The sequence below is a fragment of the Pseudomonas azerbaijanoccidentalis genome (assembly GCF_019145495.1).
GTDB lineage: Bacteria > Pseudomonadota > Gammaproteobacteria > Pseudomonadales > Pseudomonadaceae > Aquipseudomonas > Aquipseudomonas azerbaijanoccidentalis.
In genome coordinates, this window is the sequence record NZ_JAHSTU010000002.1 from 337,747 (window position 1) to 355,701 (window position 17,955).

General features: G+C 58.2%; 16 protein-coding genes. 2 read left to right on the forward strand and 14 right to left on the reverse strand.

The genetic code is table 11. From position 1 onward, the window contains the following. Window positions 1-3 precede the first annotated feature (3 nt). The 14 genes from lpxB to rpsB all read right to left on the reverse strand — a co-directional run bounded on the left by lpxB (window position 4) and on the right by rpsB (window position 13,987). Complete coding sequence (gene lpxB, locus KVG88_RS08130) at window positions 4-1,134, reverse strand: lipid-A-disaccharide synthase (protein ID WP_217871040.1); 1,131 nt, start codon at window positions 1,132-1,134, stop codon at window positions 4-6. A gap of 2 nt (window positions 1,135-1,136) precedes the next feature. Beyond that, window positions 1,137-1,913: an acyl-ACP--UDP-N-acetylglucosamine O-acyltransferase gene (lpxA, locus tag KVG88_RS08135; RefSeq protein ID WP_150704243.1), complete on the reverse strand. Its 777-nt coding sequence runs from the start codon at window positions 1,911-1,913 to the stop codon at window positions 1,137-1,139. Next, window positions 1,910-2,350: a 3-hydroxyacyl-ACP dehydratase FabZ gene (gene fabZ / locus KVG88_RS08140; RefSeq protein WP_007907157.1), complete on the reverse strand. Its 441-nt coding sequence runs from the start codon at window positions 2,348-2,350 to the stop codon at window positions 1,910-1,912. Before fabZ ends, lpxA begins: the two co-directional genes overlap by 4 nt. Before the next feature lie 108 nt (window positions 2,351-2,458). Continuing rightward, window positions 2,459-3,514, reverse strand: coding sequence for a UDP-3-O-(3-hydroxymyristoyl)glucosamine N-acyltransferase (gene lpxD, locus KVG88_RS08145; RefSeq protein WP_217871041.1), 1,056 nt, complete (start codon window positions 3,512-3,514; stop codon window positions 2,459-2,461). Between the two features lie 3 nt (window positions 3,515-3,517). Next, on the reverse strand, window positions 3,518-4,021 hold the full coding sequence (locus tag KVG88_RS08150; protein WP_007990260.1) for an OmpH/Skp family outer membrane protein: 504 nt from the start codon (window positions 4,019-4,021) through the stop codon (window positions 3,518-3,520). 45 nt (window positions 4,022-4,066) lie between these two features. Further along, the gene (gene bamA / locus KVG88_RS08155; protein ID WP_150704241.1) at window positions 4,067-6,442 is read right to left on the reverse strand and encodes an outer membrane protein assembly factor BamA; all 2,376 of its coding nucleotides are present in this window, start codon (window positions 6,440-6,442) and stop codon (window positions 4,067-4,069) included. Window positions 6,443-6,516: 74 nt separating this feature from the next. Next, the gene (gene rseP / locus KVG88_RS08160; RefSeq protein ID WP_217871042.1) at window positions 6,517-7,869 is read right to left on the reverse strand and encodes a sigma E protease regulator RseP; all 1,353 of its coding nucleotides are present in this window, start codon (window positions 7,867-7,869) and stop codon (window positions 6,517-6,519) included. Window positions 7,870-7,921: 52 nt separating this feature from the next. Further along, window positions 7,922-9,112, reverse strand: coding sequence for a 1-deoxy-D-xylulose-5-phosphate reductoisomerase (ispC, locus tag KVG88_RS08165; protein ID WP_150704239.1), 1,191 nt, complete (start codon window positions 9,110-9,112; stop codon window positions 7,922-7,924). Next, window positions 9,109-9,915, reverse strand: a complete 807-nt coding sequence (locus tag KVG88_RS08170; RefSeq protein ID WP_217871043.1) for a phosphatidate cytidylyltransferase — start codon at window positions 9,913-9,915, stop codon at window positions 9,109-9,111. The genes ispC and KVG88_RS08170 overlap by 4 nt, the downstream gene beginning before the upstream one ends. Further along, on the reverse strand, window positions 9,915-10,670 hold the full coding sequence (gene uppS, locus KVG88_RS08175) for a polyprenyl diphosphate synthase (RefSeq protein ID WP_075946743.1): 756 nt from the start codon (window positions 10,668-10,670) through the stop codon (window positions 9,915-9,917). Before uppS ends, KVG88_RS08170 begins: the two co-directional genes overlap by 1 nt. 13 nt (window positions 10,671-10,683) lie before the next feature. Next, the gene (gene frr / locus KVG88_RS08180) at window positions 10,684-11,241 is read right to left on the reverse strand and encodes a ribosome recycling factor (protein ID WP_007907979.1); all 558 of its coding nucleotides are present in this window, start codon (window positions 11,239-11,241) and stop codon (window positions 10,684-10,686) included. Beyond that, complete coding sequence (gene pyrH, locus KVG88_RS08185; protein ID WP_003198235.1) at window positions 11,238-11,981, reverse strand: UMP kinase; 744 nt, start codon at window positions 11,979-11,981, stop codon at window positions 11,238-11,240. Before pyrH ends, frr begins: the two co-directional genes overlap by 4 nt. A gap of 212 nt (window positions 11,982-12,193) precedes the next feature. Continuing rightward, window positions 12,194-13,057: a translation elongation factor Ts gene (gene tsf / locus KVG88_RS08190; RefSeq protein WP_150704236.1), complete on the reverse strand. Its 864-nt coding sequence runs from the start codon at window positions 13,055-13,057 to the stop codon at window positions 12,194-12,196. A 192-nt stretch (window positions 13,058-13,249) separates the two neighbouring features. Further along, entirely contained in the window at window positions 13,250-13,987 is a 738-nt protein-coding gene (gene rpsB, locus KVG88_RS08195; protein ID WP_150704235.1) for a 30S ribosomal protein S2, read from the reverse strand. 371 nt (window positions 13,988-14,358) lie between these two features. Between rpsB and map the strand changes: the two genes are divergently transcribed. Both map and KVG88_RS08205 read left to right on the forward strand, forming a co-directional pair. Beyond that, a complete protein-coding gene (gene map / locus KVG88_RS08200) occupies window positions 14,359-15,141 on the forward strand; it encodes a type I methionyl aminopeptidase (protein ID WP_150704234.1) in 783 nt (260 codons plus the stop codon). Window positions 15,142-15,181: 40 nt separating this feature from the next. Continuing rightward, the gene (locus KVG88_RS08205; RefSeq protein WP_217871044.1) at window positions 15,182-17,884 is read left to right on the forward strand and encodes a [protein-PII] uridylyltransferase; all 2,703 of its coding nucleotides are present in this window, start codon (window positions 15,182-15,184) and stop codon (window positions 17,882-17,884) included. The last annotated feature ends 71 nt before the right edge of the window (window positions 17,885-17,955 follow it).

Genomic DNA, 17,955 nt, shown 5'->3' on the forward strand with positions numbered 1-17,955 from the left:
TACTCATTGTACTTGGCCGATCAGGTTAAGCACGGCATCCGCCGCCTGGTTGGAAGCATCCAGACGCAAGGTCCGGTGAATTTCATCGAAGCCACGGGTCTGCTCTTCGCCACCGTCGATCAGCGGCGACAAGGTCTGGGCCAGCGCCTCTACCGTCGCATCGTCCTGCAGCAACTCGGGCACCAGCAGACGCTGGGCCAACAGGTTCGGCAGGGAGACGTAGGGGCTTTTCACCATGCGCTTGAGAATCCAGAACGTCAGCGGCGCCAGGCGATAAGCCACCACCATCGGCCGCTTGTACAGCAAAGCTTCAAGCGTCGCCGTGCCAGATGCGATCAGCACGGCATCGCAGGCCGCGAGGGCCAGATGCGATTTGCCATCGAGCAAGGTCAGCGGCAGATCGCGCCCGGCGAGCATTTCTTCCAGCTGCGCGCGACGCTGCGGGTTGGCGCAAGGCACGACGAATCGCACGCCCGGACGCAGCGCCCTTAAGCGTTGGGCGGTATCGAGAAACAACGCACCGAGACGCCCCACTTCGCCGCCACGACTGCCCGGCATCAGCGCAACCAATGGCCCGTCAGGCAATCCAAGCTCGGCCCGAGCAGCAGCGCGGTCGGCTTCGAGCGGAATGGCATCCGCCAAGGTGTGCCCGACAAACCGCACCGGAACGCCCTTCTCTTCATAGAATTTGGCTTCGAACGGAAACAGCGTAAGCATCAGATCGCAGCCTTCGCGAATCTTCAGCACCCGCTTCTGCCGCCAGGCCCATACCGATGGGCTCACGTAATGCACGGTCTTGATCCCGGCCTGACGCAGCTTTAGTTCGATATTGAGGTTGAAGTCCGGGGCATCGATACCGATGAACACGTCCGGCTTCGCAGCGATCAGGTCGGCAACCAGCTTCTTGCGACGGGCCAACAACTCACGTAACCGGCCGAGCACTTCCACCAGGCCCATGACCGAAAGGCGTTCCATCGGGAAATACGGGTTCAGGCCTTCGGCCTGCATCAGCGGACCACCGACACCAATGAACTCGACCGCCGGGTGACGAGCCTTGAGCGCACGCATGAGACCCGCGCCAAGAATGTCGCCGGAAGCCTCACCCGCTACCAGCGCAATTCGCAGATTGGCCATGGTTAGCGAGTGATGCCGCGGGTCGAAGACTGGATGGAATCACGGAACAGCGCGACTTCCGGGAACTGCACCGAAGGCTCGGCCAGCTCGGTGAGCGCCTGCTCAACGGTCAAGCCTTGACGGTAAACCACCTTGTAGGCACGACGCAGCGCGTGGATCGCATCCTCGCTGAAACCGCGACGGCGCATGCCTTCGAAGTTCATGCTGCGAGCCTCGGCCGGATTGCCGAACACCGTTACATACGCAGGGACGTCCTTGCCAATGGCCGTGCCCATGCCGGAAAAGCTGTGGGCGCCGATATGGCAATACTGGTGAACAAGGGTGAAGCCGGACAGGATCGCCCAGTCTTCCACATGCACATGGCCAGCCAGCGCTGTGTTGTTGACCAGAATGCAATGGTTGCCGATAACACTGTCATGGCCGATGTGGGCATAAGCCATGATCAGGTTGTGATCGCCCAGGGTCGTTTCCGAACGATCCTGAATGGTCCCACGGTGAATCGTCACGCCTTCACGGATGACGTTGTGATCGCCGATCACCAGGCGGGTTTCTTCGCCTTTGTATTTCAGATCAGGCGTGTCCTCGCCTACCGAGGAAAACTGGTAGATGCGGTTGTGCTTACCAATGCGGGTCGGGCCTTTGAGAATCACGTGCGGCCCGATCACTGTCCCCTCGCCGATTTCCACACCTGCACCGATGATCGACCACGGGCCGACCTCGACGCCGTCGGCCAGTACAGCCGTCGGATCGATGATTGCACGAGGGTCAATCAAACTCATAGTTTGCGTTCCGCGCAGATGATTTCAGCAGAGCAGACTGGCTTGCCATCGACCGAAGCCTGGCATTCGAACTTCCAGATCTGACGCTTGCAGCTCAGGAACTTGGCTTCGAGGATCAACTGGTCACCCGGCAGCACAGGCTGGCGGAAACGCAGTTTGTCGGAACCGACGAAGTAGTAAAGCGTGCCATCGGCCGGCTTCACGTCGAGCATTTTGAAACCAAGGATCCCGGCAGCCTGAGCCATCGCTTCGATGATCAGTACGCCCGGCATGATTGGATGCGCAGGGAAGTGACCATTGAAGAAAGGTTCGTTGATGCTGACATTCTTGTAGGCGCGAATGCGCTTGCCTTCCACATCCAGATCCACGACCCGGTCCACCAGCAGGAACGGGTAACGGTGAGGCAGGTATTCGCGAATCTCGTTGATGTCCATCATTTCGGGGGGAAGCCTATGTAAAGATTGGGAGCGCGCGACTGACGCACACTCCTCTAGCAAATCAAGGACGCAGTCTAGCGGCTGTGCACGCTTGATATGGAAATGGTATCAGCCATCTGATGAAGCATTACCGCCAGGGGTCACTTCCCCTGTTTGCTTTTCCAGCTGTCGCAAACGCCGCGCGATGTCATCGAGCTGACGCAAACGTGCCGCGCTTTTGCGCCACTCGGCCGCTGGCTGCATCGCCGTACCGGATGAATAGGCGCCCGGCTCGGTGATCGAGTGGGTCACCATGGTCATCCCGGTGATGAACACGTTGTCGCAAATATCGATATGCCCCACCAGCCCTACGCCACCGGCCAGCATGCAGTGCTTGCCGATTTTGGTGCTGCCGGAGATCCCCACGCACGCGGCCATGGCGGTGTGATCACCGACCTGGACGTTGTGGGCAATCTGAATCTGGTTGTCGAGCTTCACACCGTTACCAATGATGGTATCGGCCAGCGCGCCGCGGTCGATGGCGGTATTCACGCCGATTTCCACGTCGTCGCCGATCAGAACGCCACCAATCTGGGCGATTTTCTGCCAGATGCCTTTCTCATTGGCAAAGCCGAAGCCTTCGCCACCAAGTACCGCACCGGACTGAATGACCACACGCTTGCCGACACGCACGTCGTGATACAAGGTCACGCGCGGCGCGAGCCAGCCGCCTTCGTCGATCACACTGCGGGCACCGATGAAACAGTGCGCGCCAACGGTCGTTCCGGCAGCAATATGCGCCCCGCTTTCGATGACTGCAAAAGCACCGATACTTGCCGTTGGGTCAACCACCGCATCCGCCGCGATCACCGCCGTTGGATGAACACCGGCGACCGCTTTCGGCTTTGGATCGAACAAGTGGGAAATACGCGCGTAGGCCGCATACGGGTCAGGCACCACAAGTGCATTACCGGAAAAACCTTCGGCATCGGCGGCTTTCAGCAACAGCGCTGCCGCCTGACTGCCTGCCAGGTATTTACGATACTGGGGGTTTGCGAGAAAGCTCAACTGAGCTGGGCCAGCCTCCTGCAAGGTGGCTAGCCCAGTGATTTCTTTCTCCGGGTCGCCACGCAGTGTGGCGCCGAGGAACTCGGCCAATTGGCCGAGCTTTATAGTCGCGGTCATGGATTACTTCAGCTGATTCATGCGCTCGATAACCTGGCGCGTGATGTCGTACTGAGGTTTGACATCAATCACTGCACCACGCTCGAAGACCAGGTCAAAAGCACCTTTCTTGATGACTTCTTCCACAGCGCTATCCAGTTTCGGCTTGAGCTGCTTCAGCATTTCACGGTCGGCAACAGCCTTGGCTTCGTTCAGTTCCTTGGACTGGAACTGGAAGTCACGAGCCTTTTGCTTGAATTCAAGCTCCAGACGCTCACGCTCGCCTTGCTGCATTTTGTCGCCACCGGCCATCAGGCGATCCTGAATACCCTTGGCGCTGCTTTCCAGAGTCTTGAGCTTGGTCAGTTGAGGACCGAACTTCTTCTCGGCATCCACAGCGTATTTCTTGGCTGCATCGGATTCCAGCAGGGCCATCTGATAGTTCAGGACGGCGATTTTCATGTCGGCAAATGCCGGACCTGCTACCAGTACGGAAGCCAGGAGAACCAATTGAGTCAACTTACGCACGATGCACTCCTACAAAATCCATTGTCGTTATCTTGGGTCAAACGCTTAGAACGTCTGACCGAGGGAGAATTGGAACACTTGAGTTTCAGCGTCATCCGGTTTCTTGACTGGCATGGCCAACGCGAAACTCAAAGGACCCAGTGCGGTGACCCAGGTCACACCTACACCCACAGAACTGGCCATGTTGCTCAGGCTGATGTCGTTGCACTTGGTGTTGGACTTCGTGCCATCAACGTTGGTGGTATCCGAGCAAGACGAGTCGAACACGTTACCCACATCCCAGAATACCGAAGTGCGCAGGGAACGTTGATCCTTGACGAACGGCAGCGGGAACAGAACTTCCACACCACCCTGGATCAGGACGTTACCACCGAACGGCAGCGGATCCTGGTCCGGATCGACCGCAGTGCCAGGGTTCTTGCCGGTACTTGGCGTACTGCGAGGACCCAAAGTGCTGTCCTTGAAGCCACGAACCGAGTTGAAACCACCAGCATAGTAGTTTTCATAGAAAGGCAAACCATCGGTCGAACCGTAACCATCGCCATAACCCAACTCGGTATGCAAGCGCATGGTGTAGTTGTCACTCAACGGCTGGAACAACTGGCCACGGTAGTCGAGCTTGAAGAACGACAGGTCGCTGCCCGGCGTCGTGGTTTCCAGCACGAGGCTCTGGGAATGACCACGCGTTGCGAGTACGCCTTTGTTCAGGGTGGACTCGGACCAACCGGCCGAAGCCTTGAAGTTCAGGTACTTGTCGCCTTCCTTGTCAACGAAGTCGAAGATCTCGTCAACGGTGTACACACCGGTCTTGATCTCGTCCTGCTGAGCCGTCAGACCGAAGGTCAGACGCGAAGTCTCGCTGATCGGGTAACCAACACTCACGCCAGCACCCAGGCTGTCTACGGAGTAGCTCGCTACGTCGACGTCGAGGTCATCGTAGTCGGTGGTGCGGTAGAACGCGTTGTAACCCAGGCTCACACCGTCAGCAGTCCAGTAGGGGTCGACATAACCGAAGTTATAGCGGCTCTGGTATTCACTGCGGGTCAGGCCGATGCTGACCTTGTTACCGGTACCGAGGAAGTTGTTCTGGGTGATCGAACCACCGAGGATCAGACCCGCGCTTTGGGCGAAACCGACGCTGGCGGTAATCGAACCGGACGCTTGCTCTTCCACGCTGTAGTTAACGTCAACCTGGTCATCGACACCCGGAACGGCCGGCGTTTCGACGTTGACTTCTTTAAAGAAGCCCAGACGCTCCAGACGGGTCTTGGACTGGTCGATCAGGTAAGTCGAAGCCCAGCCACCTTCCATCTGACGCATTTCACGACGCAGCACTTCGTCTTCGGACTTGGTGTTGCCGCGGAAGTTGATACGGTTCACGTAGGCACGTTTACCCGGATCGACCGCGAAGGTGATGTCTACGGTGTGATCGTCATCGTGAGGCTGTGGCACGCCGTTGACGTTGGCGAAGGTATAGCCTTCGTTACCCAGACGACGGGTGATCAGCTCGGAAGTGGTGGTCATCAGCTTGCGCGAGAACACCTGGCCTTTCTGCACCAGCAGCAGGGACTTGACCTGGTCTTCAGGGACTTTCAGGTCGCCGCTCAGCTTCACATCACGAACGGTGTATTTCTCGCCTTCGTTGATGTTGACGGTGATGTAGACGTGCTTCTTGTCCGGGGTAATGGACACCTGGGTCGAAGCGATATCCATGTTGATATAGCCACGGTCCAGGTAGTAGGAACGCAGGCGCTCCAGGTCACCGGACAGTTTTTCACGAGCGTACTTGTCATCGTTCTTGAAGAACGACAGCCAGTTGGTGGTCTTGAGTTCGAACAGGTCGATCAGGTCGTCATCCGGGAAAACCGTGTTACCCACCACGTTGATGTGCTGGATAGCGGCAACGGTGCCTTCGTTGATGTTGACCTTCAAGCCGACGCGGTTGCGCGGCTGCGGCACCACTTCGGTGTCGACGGTAGCGGAGTAGCGACCCTGGGCGACGTACTGGCGCTGCAGTTCGTTACGCACGCCTTCGAGGGTGGCACGCTGGAAGATTTCGCCTTCGGCCAGACCGGACTGTTTAAGGCCCTTCATCAGGTCTTCGGTAGAGATCGCCTTGTTACCTTCGATCTCGATACTGGCAACCGACGGACGCTCGACTACCGTGATGACAAGGACGTTGCCATCGCGGCCCAGCTGGATATCTTGAAAGAACCCGGTTTTGAACAGCGCACGAGTGGATTCCACCAGGCGACGATCATCCGCCTGTTCACCGACGTTCAACGGCAAAGCACCAAAGACGCTACCCGCGGAGACCCGCTGGAGGCCATTGACGCGAATATCAGAGATAGTGAAGGACTCGGCGTGAACTTCGGCGATCATCAATACGGTGAGAACCGCAGTTAGCAGCAGACGTTTCATGAAGTCCTTTCTTATTCCAACTGGCAATAAACAAACTGCCGCAAAATGCGGCAGATTCGCAATTCAGCGAAGTGTTACAGACGACCCAGATCATTGACCAGAGCGAGCAACATCACTCCGACCACCAAACTGATACCGATCTGTATCCCCCAACCTTGCACCCGATCCGACAAGGGACGACCACGCGCCCACTCGATCAGATAAAACAACAAATGCCCCCCATCCAGCACAGGAATGGGCAGCAAATTCAGAACTCCCAGGCTAATACTCAGATAAGCAAGGAAATTCAGGAAATCAGCAACACCCGACTGGGCCGAAGCGCCCGCCACTTTAGCAATGGTTATCGGTCCACTCAAGTTTTTTACCGAGAGCTCGCCGAACAACATTTTCTTCAGTGAATCGAGGGTCAGCACGCTCATGGTCCAGGTGCGTCGAGCCCCCTCTCCAATCGCGGCCAAAGGCCCGTAGCTGACCTCGCGAATCATCTCCGGTGGCCAGTCGACAGCTTTCACCCCTGCCCCCAGGTAACCGCTCGGTGCCTTGCTCTCGCCACGGGCAGCCAATGTGACCGGGACGTCGATTTGAGCACCATCGCGCTCAACCCGCAGCATGATTTTGGTATCAGGACGCATACGCACGGTATCGACCACTTGCTGCCAGTCATCGAGCGCTTTGCCATCCAGTGCCAGCAGACGGTCGCCCAGCTTCAGCCCGGCAGCCTGCGCCGGACCTTTCGGGTCAAGCTCAGCCAGGATCGGCGGCAGTGCCGGACGCCAAGGGCGAATACCCAGCGAACGGATCGGATCAGGCTCATCAGCACCCTTGAGCCACTTGTCCAGCGCCAGTTCACGGGGCGAATCCATGGAAGAGCCCTGATCGCGCACCAGCACCTGCAATGAACCACTCTCGCCGAGGCGACGAACCAATTGCAAATTGACCGCTGCCCAACCCGAGGTCGGCTCGCCGTCAATGGAAATGATTTCCTGACCCGCGCTCAAGCCGGCCTTGGCGGCGATGCTGCCGGACTCCACGGCACCGATGACCGGGCGTACCTGCTCGCTGCCGAGCATGGCCAACACCCAGAAAAACACCAACGCCAACAGAAAGTTGGCAATCGGCCCGGCCGCCACAATGGCGATGCGCTGGCGAACCGATTTGCGATTGAAGGATTGATCGACCTGGTCAGCCGGCACTTCGCCTTCACGCTCATCGAGCATTTTCACGTAACCGCCCAACGGGATCGCAGCCACCACGAACTCGGTGCCTTGCTTGTCGTGCCAGCGCAGCAGCGGCATGCCGAAGCCTACGGAGAAACGCAGCACTTTGACCCCACAGCGACGCGCGACCCAAAAGTGGCCGAACTCGTGGAAGGTAACCAGCACACCCAGAGCCACCAGGGTGCCGACAATCATATAGAGCGCGCTCATCTACTTTCTCCGCATTCCTGTCCGGTGCTGCATGGCCATCGCATTGCAGCACTTACCGCCCGTGACGACTCAACCATTGTTCGGCCAGCTGACGTGCTTTTGCATCCGCCGTGAACACTGCATCGAGATCATCGACTGCTACCACAGGCTCAAGATTCAATGTTTCCTCGATGATACTCGCGATTTCCGGGTAACGAACCCGTCCGTCGAGAAACGCTGCCACAGCCACTTCATTCGCAGCATTGAGCATGGCCGGAGCACTGTTGCCCGCCTCGGCCGCCTGACGCGCCAGACGCAGGCAAGGGAACCGCTGTTCGTCGGGCGCCTGGAAATCCAGACGCGCGATGGCAAACAGGTCCAGCGGTGGCACGCCCGAATCAATCCGCTCCGGCCAGGCCAAGGCGTTGGCGATGGGCGTACGCATATCCGGATTTCCCAATTGGGCCAGAACCGAGCCATCAATGTAGTCAACCAGCGAATGAATCACGCTTTGCGGGTGAATCACCACCTCGACCTGCGATGGCTTGGCGTCGAACAGCCAACAGGCTTCGATCAGCTCAAGACCCTTGTTCATCATGCTGGCCGAATCGACCGAAATCTTGCGTCCCATCGACCAGTTAGGGTGAGCGCATGCCTGATCAGGTGAAACATGCGCCAACTCCGCCAGGGGCGTCTGTCGGAACGGTCCTCCAGAGGCCGTCAGCAAAATCCGACGTACCCCGACCGAGCTGAGGCCGCGGGCAAAGTCCTGCGGCATGCACTGGAAAATTGCGTTGTGCTCACTGTCGATCGGCAGCAATACCGAGCCACTTTTGCGTACTGCCTGCATGAACAACGCACCGGACATGACCAGCGCTTCTTTGTTGGCGAGGAGGATTTTCTTGCCCGCCTCGACCGCCGCCAGCGTCGGCCGCAAACCCGCAGCTCCGACAATGGCCGCCATGACCGCATCCACTTCAGGGTCGGCAGCGACCTGACACAAGCCCTCCTCACCCACCAGCACGCGGGTCGACAGGCCTGCGGCACGCAAATCATCCTGCAAGGTGCGCGCAGCGCCGGCTTCTGGCACAACGGCAAAGCGCGGGGTGTGACGCACGCACAATGCCAGCAACTCACTCAATCGAGTGAACCCGCTCAATGCGAAAGCTTGATAGCGCTCAGGATGACGAGCGATGACATCAAGGGTGCTCAGACCGATCGAGCCGGTCGCCCCCAAAACGGTAATCTGCTGGGGACGACTCATGGTGCCGCCATCCACAACAGAACGGCGAACACAGGGATGGCTGCGGTCAGGCTATCGATGCGGTCCAGCACGCCACCATGCCCCGGCAGCAGGTTACTGCTGTCCTTGATCCCGGATTGGCGCTTGAACATACTTTCGGTCAGATCACCCACGACCGAAATAAACACGATCAGAGCAGCACCGATCAGGCCTTTAAACAGCTCGGCAACGGTCCAGTCACGAACAAAACCGACAATGACGGTGATGACCAGGCTCAGGACCAAGCCGCCGTACACGCCTTCCCAGCTCTTGCCGGGGCTGACCTGCGGCGCCAGCTTGCGCTTGCCGAAAGCCCGACCGGAGAAGTACGCGCCGATATCGGCACCCCAGACCAGCACCATCACGGCCATGATCAGCCAGTTACCCAACGGGTATTGCTTGATCTGCACCAGACCTTGCCAGGCCGGCAGCAGAATCAACAGGCCGATCACCAATTTGGTCGCCGCAGTGGACCAATGCTCGCTCGAACGCGGATAGGTCAGCACCAGATACGTCGCCACAGCCCACCACAGCACTGAAGCGCCCAACACCCACGGGGCGAGGCCGGGCAGGATGTACATGATAAACAGCATCAACGCGACCACGGCGGCGTAGGTCACACGCACAGACTGAGCGGTGAAGCCCGCCAGACGCGCCCACTCCCAGGCACCAAGGGTCACGACCAGCCCGATGAACAGCGCAAAACCGGAGCCTTCCAGCAGGAAAAACCCACCCAAGGCAATCGGCAGCAGGATCAGCGCGGTGATGATTCGTTGTTTAAGCATTAAACCCGGGCTCCAGCCTCGACCTGCTCGCTCGTTTTACCGAAGCGACGCTGGCGGGATGCGAAATCGGCCAGCGCATTGCGCATGGCATCGTGTTTGAAGTCCGGCCAGAACAGGTCGGAGAAGTACAACTCGGCGTAAGCCAGCTGCCACAGCAGGAAATTGCTGATGCGATGCTCGCCACCGGTACGGATGCACAAGTCCGGCAACGGCAGATCCCCTGTTGCCAGGCAGGTTTGCAGCAAATCCGGGGTGATGTCTTCCGGGCGAAGATGCCCGGCCTGAACTTCCCGCGCCAGGCGCTGAGCGGCCTGCGCGATATCCCACTGGCCACCGTAGTTGGCAGCGATCTGCAGGACGAAACGATTGGCGCCGGCAGTCATGTTCTCGGCTTCACGCATGGCTGCCTGAAGCTCCGGATGGAACCGCGAACGATCACCGATGATACGCAAGCTGATGTTGTTGTCGTTGAGGCGCTTGGCCTCACGACGCAATGCCTTGAAGAACAGATCCATCAGGGCACTGACTTCATCGGCCGGGCGCTGCCAGTTCTCACTGGAGAAGGCAAACAGGGTCAATACCTCGACCCCGGATTCCGCACACACCTCGATGACCGCACGAACGGCATCAACACCCGCTTTATGCCCGGCGACACCCGGCATAAAGCGTTTTTTCGCCCAGCGATTATTACCATCCATGATGATCGCGACATGGCGCGGCACCGCGGAGGGCGCAATCTGCTTGGTCTTTTCCATGAAAACTCGACCCTTATACGGCCATCAGGTCTTTTTCTTTCTGCGCCAAATTCGCATCGATTTCAGCGACGTATTTTTTGGTCAGGTCGTCAATCTCGCCAGTGGCGCGACGTTCTTCGTCTTCGCTGATTTCCTTTTCCTTGACCAGATCCTTGAGCTGGCTGTTTGCATCGCGACGGATGTTGCGCACGGCAACACGAGCGTCTTCTGCAACATCACGAGCCTGCTTGGTGAAGCCCTTGCGGGTTTCTTCAGTCAGGGCCGGCATGGAGATCAGCAGCAACTCACCCAGGTTGGTCGGGTTGAGGTTCAGACCGGCGCTACCGATGGCCTTGTCGACGGCACCCAGCATGTTGCGCTCGAAAGCTACGACTTGCAGGGTACGAGCATCTTTAACAGTGATGTTGGCGACTTGCTTGATCGGGGTGTCGGAACCGTAGTACGGAACCATCACGCCTTCCAGAATGCTTGGGTGCGCCTGGCCAGTACGGATACGGCCGAAGTTGTGCGCCAGCGATTCCACGGATTTCTTCATGCGCTCTTGAGCGTCTTTCTTGATTTCGTTGATCATTGTTGAACTTCCTCGATCAGGGTTCCTTCGGCGCCGCCATGCACGATGTTCAGCAGGGCGCCGGGTTTGTTCATGTTAAATACGCGCAGCGGCATCTTGTGATCGCGGCACAGGCAAATGGCCGTCAGATCCATCACACCCAGCTTGCGATCCAGCACTTCATCGTAGGTCAGATGATCGAACTTCTCGGCGTGCGGGTCTTTGAATGGATCAGCGGTGTAGACACCGTCAACCTTGGTTGCCTTGAGTACGACATCAGCATCGATTTCGATTGCGCGCAGACAGGCGGCCGAATCCGTGGTGAAGAACGGGTTGCCAGTACCGGCCGCGAAAATCACGACCTCCTTGGAGTTCAGGTGACGCATGGCTTTGCGGCGATCGTAGTGATCGGTCACACCCACCATGGAAATGGCCGACATCACGATGGCGGAGATATTGGCACGTTCCAGCGCGTCGCGCATGGCCAGAGCGTTCATCACAGTGGCCAGCATGCCCATGTGGTCGCCCGTGACCCGATCCATGCCGGCCGCGCTCAGCGCCGCACCGCGGAACAGGTTGCCGCCGCCGATCACCAGACCGACCTGGACACCGATGCCGACAAGTTGGCCGACTTCCAGCGCCATGCGATCCAGGACTTTCGGATCGATCCCGAACTCTTCCGAGCCCATCAGGGCCTCGCCGCTAAGTTTGAGTAGAATGCGTTTATAGCGAGCCTGATAACCACTGCCCTGCTGAGCCATTGCGAATCTCTCCTGCGGCGTATTTTAAAAAATTCTTTGCGAGCTGTTTTTCAGCTGGCGTTCACTCTAGCTTGGCGCTGCTTCAGCGCCATCGGAACATGGCTTTGTAAGCCAGTTCCAAATGGAAACCAATTAAAAATTGGTAACCCATCTGAAAAGAGGCTGCGCGCGTGAGCGGGCAGCCTCTTCAGGGCGACAGTTAAAAAACCGTCTTATTGCTTGGCAGCAGCCAGTTGGGCAGCAACTTCTTCAGCGAAGTTGTCCACTGGCTTCTCGATGCCTTCGCCTACTTTGAAGTAGGTGAAGGAAACGATTTCAGCGCCGGCTTTCTTGGCCAGAGCACCAACGGTGACTTCTGGGTTCATCACGAAAGCTTGCTCTACCAGGCTGGCTTCAGCCAGGAACTTGGTGATACGGCCAGCGATCATCTTCTCGACGATTTCAGCTGGCTTGCCTTTCATCTTGTCTTCGTTCAAAGACAGGAATACGGCTTTCTCACGCTCGATGGCTTCTGGCGAAACCTGCGATGGCACCAGGAACTCAGGGTTGCTTGCCGCCACGTGCATGGCGATCTCTTTGGCCAGCTGTACATCGCCGCCCTTGAGAACAACAGCAACACCGATCTTGTTACCGTGCAGGTAGGTACCTACCACGTCGCCTTCAACGCGAACCAGGCGACGGATGTTGACGTTTTCGCCAACTTTGGCCACCAGGGCTTCACGAGCCGATTCCTGAGCGGCGATCAGCGGAGCTGCGTCGGTCAGTTTTTCGGCGAACGCTTTTTCTACGCTGGAAGCAACGAAGTTTTTGAAGTCGTCTTGCAGGGCCAGGAAGTCGGTCTGCGAGTTAACTTCCAGCAGCACGGCTGCCTTGTCGTCAGCCTTGATGGCGATGGCGCCTTCAGCGGCAACGTTGCCGGCTTTCTTGGCAGCCTTGATTGCGCCCGAAGCACGCATGTCATCAATGGCTTTTTCGATGTCGCCGCCAGCCTTGGTCAAGGCCTTTTTGCAGTCCATCATGCCTTCGCCAGTACGCTCGCGCAGTTCTTTGACCAACGCTGCAGTAATCTCTGCCATTTCAAAATTCCTCTTGGATAGGTTATCAACCATTCCACCCGATCGAACGGGCGTTCAATTCTTCCCGAACCACCCTTGCAAGCTGCTGCACGTTACAAATGCTGTAGCTGCGCTGCCGACAAATGGTTTTCGAGGTGGCAAAAAGGGGGCCAAGCCCCCTTTTTGCTTACTGAGTCAACGCCAGGGCGTCAATTACTCAGCTGCAGCTGCCGGAGCTTCTTCAACGAAAACTTCGGTGCCGCCAGCAGTGTTGTTGCGACCACGGATAACAGCGTCAGCCATCGAACCCATGTACAGCTGGATAGCGCGGATTGCGTCATCGTTGCCTGGGATGATGTAGTCAACGCCTTCCGGGCTGCTGTTGGTATCGACTACGCCGATAACCGGGATGCCCAGCTTGTTGGCTTCGGTGATCGCGATGCGCTCGTGATCAACGTCGATAACGAACAGAGCGTCTGGCAGACCGCCCATGTCCTTGATACCACCCAGGGAACGATCCAGCTTTTCCAGGTCACGGGAGCGCATCAGCGCTTCTTTCTTGGTCAGCTTGGCGAAAGTACCGTCTTCGGCTTGAACTTCAAGGTCACGCAGACGCTTGATGGAAGCACGGATGGTTTTGAAGTTGGTCAGCATGCCGCCCAACCAGCGGTGATCGACGTACGGCGAACCGCAACGTGCTGCTTCTTCAGCAACGATCTTGCCAGCGGAACGCTTGGTGCCGACGAACAGAATCTTGTTTTTACCCTGGGCCAGACGCTCTACGAAAGTCAGAGCTTCGTTGAACATTGGCAGGGTTTTTTCAAGGTTGATGATGTGGATCTTGTTACGCGCGCCGAAAATGTATTTACCCATTTTCGGGTTCCAGTAACGGGTCTGGTGACCGAAGTGCACACCGGCCTTCAGCATATCGCGCATGTTGACTTGGGACATGATAGTTCCTTAATAAGTCGGGTTTGGCCTCCACGTATCCCAATGACCAACCAGCAGCATCAGCTGAAGGCACCCAGGTCATCGTGTCGACACGTGTGTGGATTTAGGCTTTTCGGGGCATCCCCGGAAAGCGGCGCATTTTATATCATAGGGCAGGGAAAAACGGAACCCGGATTCTGAAATCCTGGCGACCAAGGGACTGCCGCCCTTGGAATCCGCCCAGAATGCACCATTCTATAGAGAGAAGCGATGCACAGAGGCGCGGATTTGCGCTGATCGTCTGATAGAATCGCGTTTTTCAGGGCTGCGAAGATCGATTGCGCAACGCCCTTTTCGTTAAGAAAGCGCCATCGCGCGTAGAGAGAGCCTGTATGACCGTCACCCTCAAAACCCCCGAGGACATCGCAAAAATGCGCGTCGCCGGCAAACTGGCCGCCGATGTGCTGGAAATGATTGCCGAACATGTCAAACCGGGCGTGACCACCGAAGAACTCGACCGTATCTGCCATGACTACATCGTCAACGAGCAGAAGGCCATCCCTGCCCCGCTCAACTACAAGGGCTTCCCGAAATCCATCTGCACCTCGATCAACCACGTGGTCTGCCACGGGATTCCGAACGAGAAGCCACTGAAGGATGGCGACACCCTGAACATCGACGTGACCGTCATCAAGGACGGTTACCACGGTGATACCAGCCGCATGTTCCACGTCGGCAGCGTGCCGGTCTGGGCCGAGCGCCTGTCGCAAATCACCCAGGAGTGCATGTACAAGGCCATCGAACTGGTCAAACCCGGCTGCCGCCTGGGCGACATTGGTGAAGTGATCCAGAAGCATGCCGAAAAGAACGGTTTTTCGGTGGTTCGTGAATTCTGTGGCCACGGTATCGGCAAAGTCTTCCACGAAGAACCACAGATCCTGCACTACGGCCGCGCCGGCACCGGCATGGAACTGAAGGCCGGCATGACCTTCACCATCGAGCCGATGATCAACCAGGGCCGCGCCGACACCAAAGTGCTGGGTGACGGCTGGACCGCGATCACCAAGGACCGCAAGCTGTCGGCACAGTGGGAACACACCCTTCTGGTCACCGACACCGGTTACGAGATCTTCACCCTGCGCAGCGATGACACCATCCCCCGCGTCTCGGCCTGATCCCTTACCGAACCCAGCCTATAGAAAGGAAAGCCAATCGATGCCGCAGGTGGATCCCGAACTCTTCGACCGCGGCCAGTTCCAGGCTGAACTGGCCCTGAAGGCAAGCCCCATCGCTGCTTTCAAGAAGGCCATCCGCCAGGCCCGCGAAGTGCTCGATGCACGCTTTCGCAGCGGCCGGGATATCCGTCGGTTGATCGAGGATCGCGCCTGGTTCGTCGATAACATCCTGCAAAAGGCCTGGGAACAGTTCAACTGGAGTGAAGACGCCGACATCGCGCTGGTCGCGGTCGGCGGCTACGGTCGCGGTGAACTGCACCCGTATTCCGACATCGACCTGTTGATTCTGCTCGACAGCGCCGACCACGAAGTTTTCCGTGATTCCATCGAGCGTTTTCTGACGCTGTTGTGGGACATCGGCCTGGAAGTCGGCCAGAGCGTGCGCTCGGTCGACGAATGCGCCGTCGAGGCCCGTGCCGACCTCACAGTGGTGACCAACCTCATGGAAAGCCGGACCATTACCGGCCCCGAGCACCTGCGCCAGCGCATGCTGGATGTCACCAGCACCGCGCACATGTGGCCGAGCAAGGAGTTCTTCCTGGCCAAGCGTGCCGAGCAGAAGGCCCGCCACCACAAGTACAACGACACGGAATACAACCTGGAACCCAACGTCAAAGGCTCGCCTGGCGGATTGAGGGATATCCAGACGATTCTGTGGTTCGCGCGTCGCGAGTACGGCACCTTGAACCTGCGGGCTCTGGCCGGTGAAGGTTTCCTGGTCGAAAGCGAAAACGCCCTGCTCGCCTCTTCCCAGGAATTCCTGTGGAAAGTGCGCTACGCCCTGCACATGCTTGCCGGTCGCTCCGAAGACCGCCTGCTGTTCGACCACCAGCGGGCCATTGCCGGGCTACTGGGGTTTGAAGGTGACGACGCCAAGCAAGCCGTCGAAAACTTCATGCAGCAGTATTTCCGCGTCGTCATGAGCATTGCCCAACTCAGCGACCTGATCATCCAGCACTTCGAGGAAGTCATCCTCGCGCCGGAGGACGAAGCGCCGCCACAGCCGATCAACTCGCGATTCCAACTGCACGATGGCTACATCGAGGCGCGCAACGACAACGTGTTCCGGCGTACGCCGTTCGCCATGCTCGAAATCTTCGTGTTGATGGCCCAGCAGCCGGAAATCAAAGGCGTGCGCGCCGACACCATCCGCTTGCTGCGCGAGAATCGTCACCTGATCGACGACGATTTCCGCAATGACATCCGCAACACCAGCCTCTTCATCGAGCTGTTCAAATGCAAGATCGGCATCCATCGCAACCTGCGCCGGATGAACCGTTACGGCATCCTCGGGCGTTATCTGCCGGAGTTCGGCTTCATTGTCGGGCAGATGCAACACGACCTGTTTCACATCTATACGGTCGATGCCCATACGCTGAACCTGATCAAGCACCTGCGTAAGTTGCAGTACACCCAGGTATCGGAAAAATTCCCGCTGGCCAGCAAGCTCATGGGCAAGCTGCCCAAGCCTGAACTGATCTATCTGGCCGGCCTGTATCACGACATTGGCAAGGGCCGACATGGCGATCACTCGGAAATCGGCGCGGTGGACGCCGAGGCTTTCTGCCAGCGCCATCAATTGCCGCTTTGGGACAGCCGCCTGATCGTCTGGCTGGTACAAAACCATCTGGTGATGTCGACCACCGCCCAGCGCAAGGATTTGTCCGATCCGCAGGTGATCCACGACTTCGCTCAGGCCGTGGGCGATGAAACCCGCCTCGACTACCTCTACGTGCTGACTGTCGCCGACATCAACGCCACCAACCCGACGCTGTGGAACTCGTGGCGTGCCAGCCTGCTGCGCCAGCTCTACACCGAGACCAAGCGCGCACTGCGTCGTGGCCTGGAGAACCCGGTGGACCGCGAAGAGCAGATCCGCCAGACCCAGAGCGCTGCACTGGACATTCTGGTGCGTGGCGGGACCGATCCGGATGACGTCGAGCAGTTGTGGGCACAACTGGGCGATGATTATTTCCTGCGTCACACCGCCGGCGATGTTGCCTGGCACAGCGATGCGATCCTCCAGCAACCGGCAGACGGCGGGCCACTGGTGCTGATCAAGGAAACCACGCAACGGGAATTCGAGGGCGGTACGCAGATCTTCATCTATGCACCCGACCAGCATGACTTCTTCGCCGTGACCGTGGCCGCGATGGACCAGCTCAACCTGAACATTCACGACGCCCGCGTCATCACGTCCAGCAGCCAGTTCACCCTCGATACCTACATCGTGCTCGACACGGACGGAGACTCGATCGGTGACAACCCGGCGCGGGTCAAACAGATCCGCGACGGCCTGACCGAAGCCCTGCGCAACCCGGACGACTACCCGACCATCATTCAGCGTCGCGTACCGCGCCAGCTCAAACACTTCGCTTTTGCACCGCAGGTGACGATCCACAACGATGCCCAGCGTCCCGTGACCGTGCTGGAACTGACTGCACCTGACCGCCCAGGCTTGCTGGCGCGGATCGGCACGATTTTCCTGGAGTTCGACCTGTCGCTGCAAAACGCCAAGATCGCCACCCTCGGCGAGCGCGTGGAAGACGTGTTCTTCATTACCGATGCCAACAATCAGCCATTGTCCGACCCGCTGCTGTGCAGCCGGTTACAGGATGCAATCGTCGAGCAGTTGAGCGTCAACCAGGAACCCGATATCAAGCTGTCGCGCATCAGCATTTGAATTAATACCCCCTGTGTAGGAGCCGGTTTGCTGGCGATGGCATCACCCCGGTGTGTCAGGTTGCATCGCAG

Excerpts from the sequence above, each read along its gene's own strand:
- tsf (WP_150704236.1), bottom strand. The coding sequence starts at position 13,057 with ATGGCAGAGATTACTGCAGCGTTGGTCAAAGAACTGCGCGAGCGTACT.
- bamA (WP_150704241.1), bottom strand. The coding sequence starts at position 6,442 with ATGAAACGTCTGCTGCTAACTGCGGTTCTCACCGTATTGATGATCGCC.
- lpxB (WP_217871040.1), bottom strand. The coding sequence starts at position 1,134 with ATGGCCAATCTGCGAATTGCGCTGGTAGCGGGTGAGGCTTCCGGCGAC.
- frr (WP_007907979.1), bottom strand. The coding sequence starts at position 11,241 with ATGATCAACGAAATCAAGAAAGACGCTCAAGAGCGCATGAAGAAATCC.
- fabZ (WP_007907157.1), bottom strand. The coding sequence starts at position 2,350 with ATGATGGACATCAACGAGATTCGCGAATACCTGCCTCACCGTTACCCG.
- ispC (WP_150704239.1), bottom strand. The coding sequence starts at position 9,112 with ATGAGTCGTCCCCAGCAGATTACCGTTTTGGGGGCGACCGGCTCGATC.
- KVG88_RS08205 (WP_217871044.1), top strand. The coding sequence starts at position 15,182 with ATGCCGCAGGTGGATCCCGAACTCTTCGACCGCGGCCAGTTCCAGGCT.
- pyrH (WP_003198235.1), bottom strand. The coding sequence starts at position 11,981 with ATGGCTCAGCAGGGCAGTGGTTATCAGGCTCGCTATAAACGCATTCTA.
- rpsB (WP_150704235.1), bottom strand. The coding sequence starts at position 13,987 with ATGTCCCAAGTCAACATGCGCGATATGCTGAAGGCCGGTGTGCACTTC.
- lpxD (WP_217871041.1), bottom strand. The coding sequence starts at position 3,514 with ATGACCGCGACTATAAAGCTCGGCCAATTGGCCGAGTTCCTCGGCGCC.
- KVG88_RS08170 (WP_217871043.1), bottom strand. The coding sequence starts at position 9,915 with ATGCTTAAACAACGAATCATCACCGCGCTGATCCTGCTGCCGATTGCC.
- rseP (WP_217871042.1), bottom strand. The coding sequence starts at position 7,869 with ATGAGCGCGCTCTATATGATTGTCGGCACCCTGGTGGCTCTGGGTGTG.
- lpxA (WP_150704243.1), bottom strand. The coding sequence starts at position 1,913 with ATGAGTTTGATTGACCCTCGTGCAATCATCGATCCGACGGCTGTACTG.
- map (WP_150704234.1), top strand. The coding sequence starts at position 14,359 with ATGACCGTCACCCTCAAAACCCCCGAGGACATCGCAAAAATGCGCGTC.
- uppS (WP_075946743.1), bottom strand. The coding sequence starts at position 10,670 with ATGGAAAAGACCAAGCAGATTGCGCCCTCCGCGGTGCCGCGCCATGTC.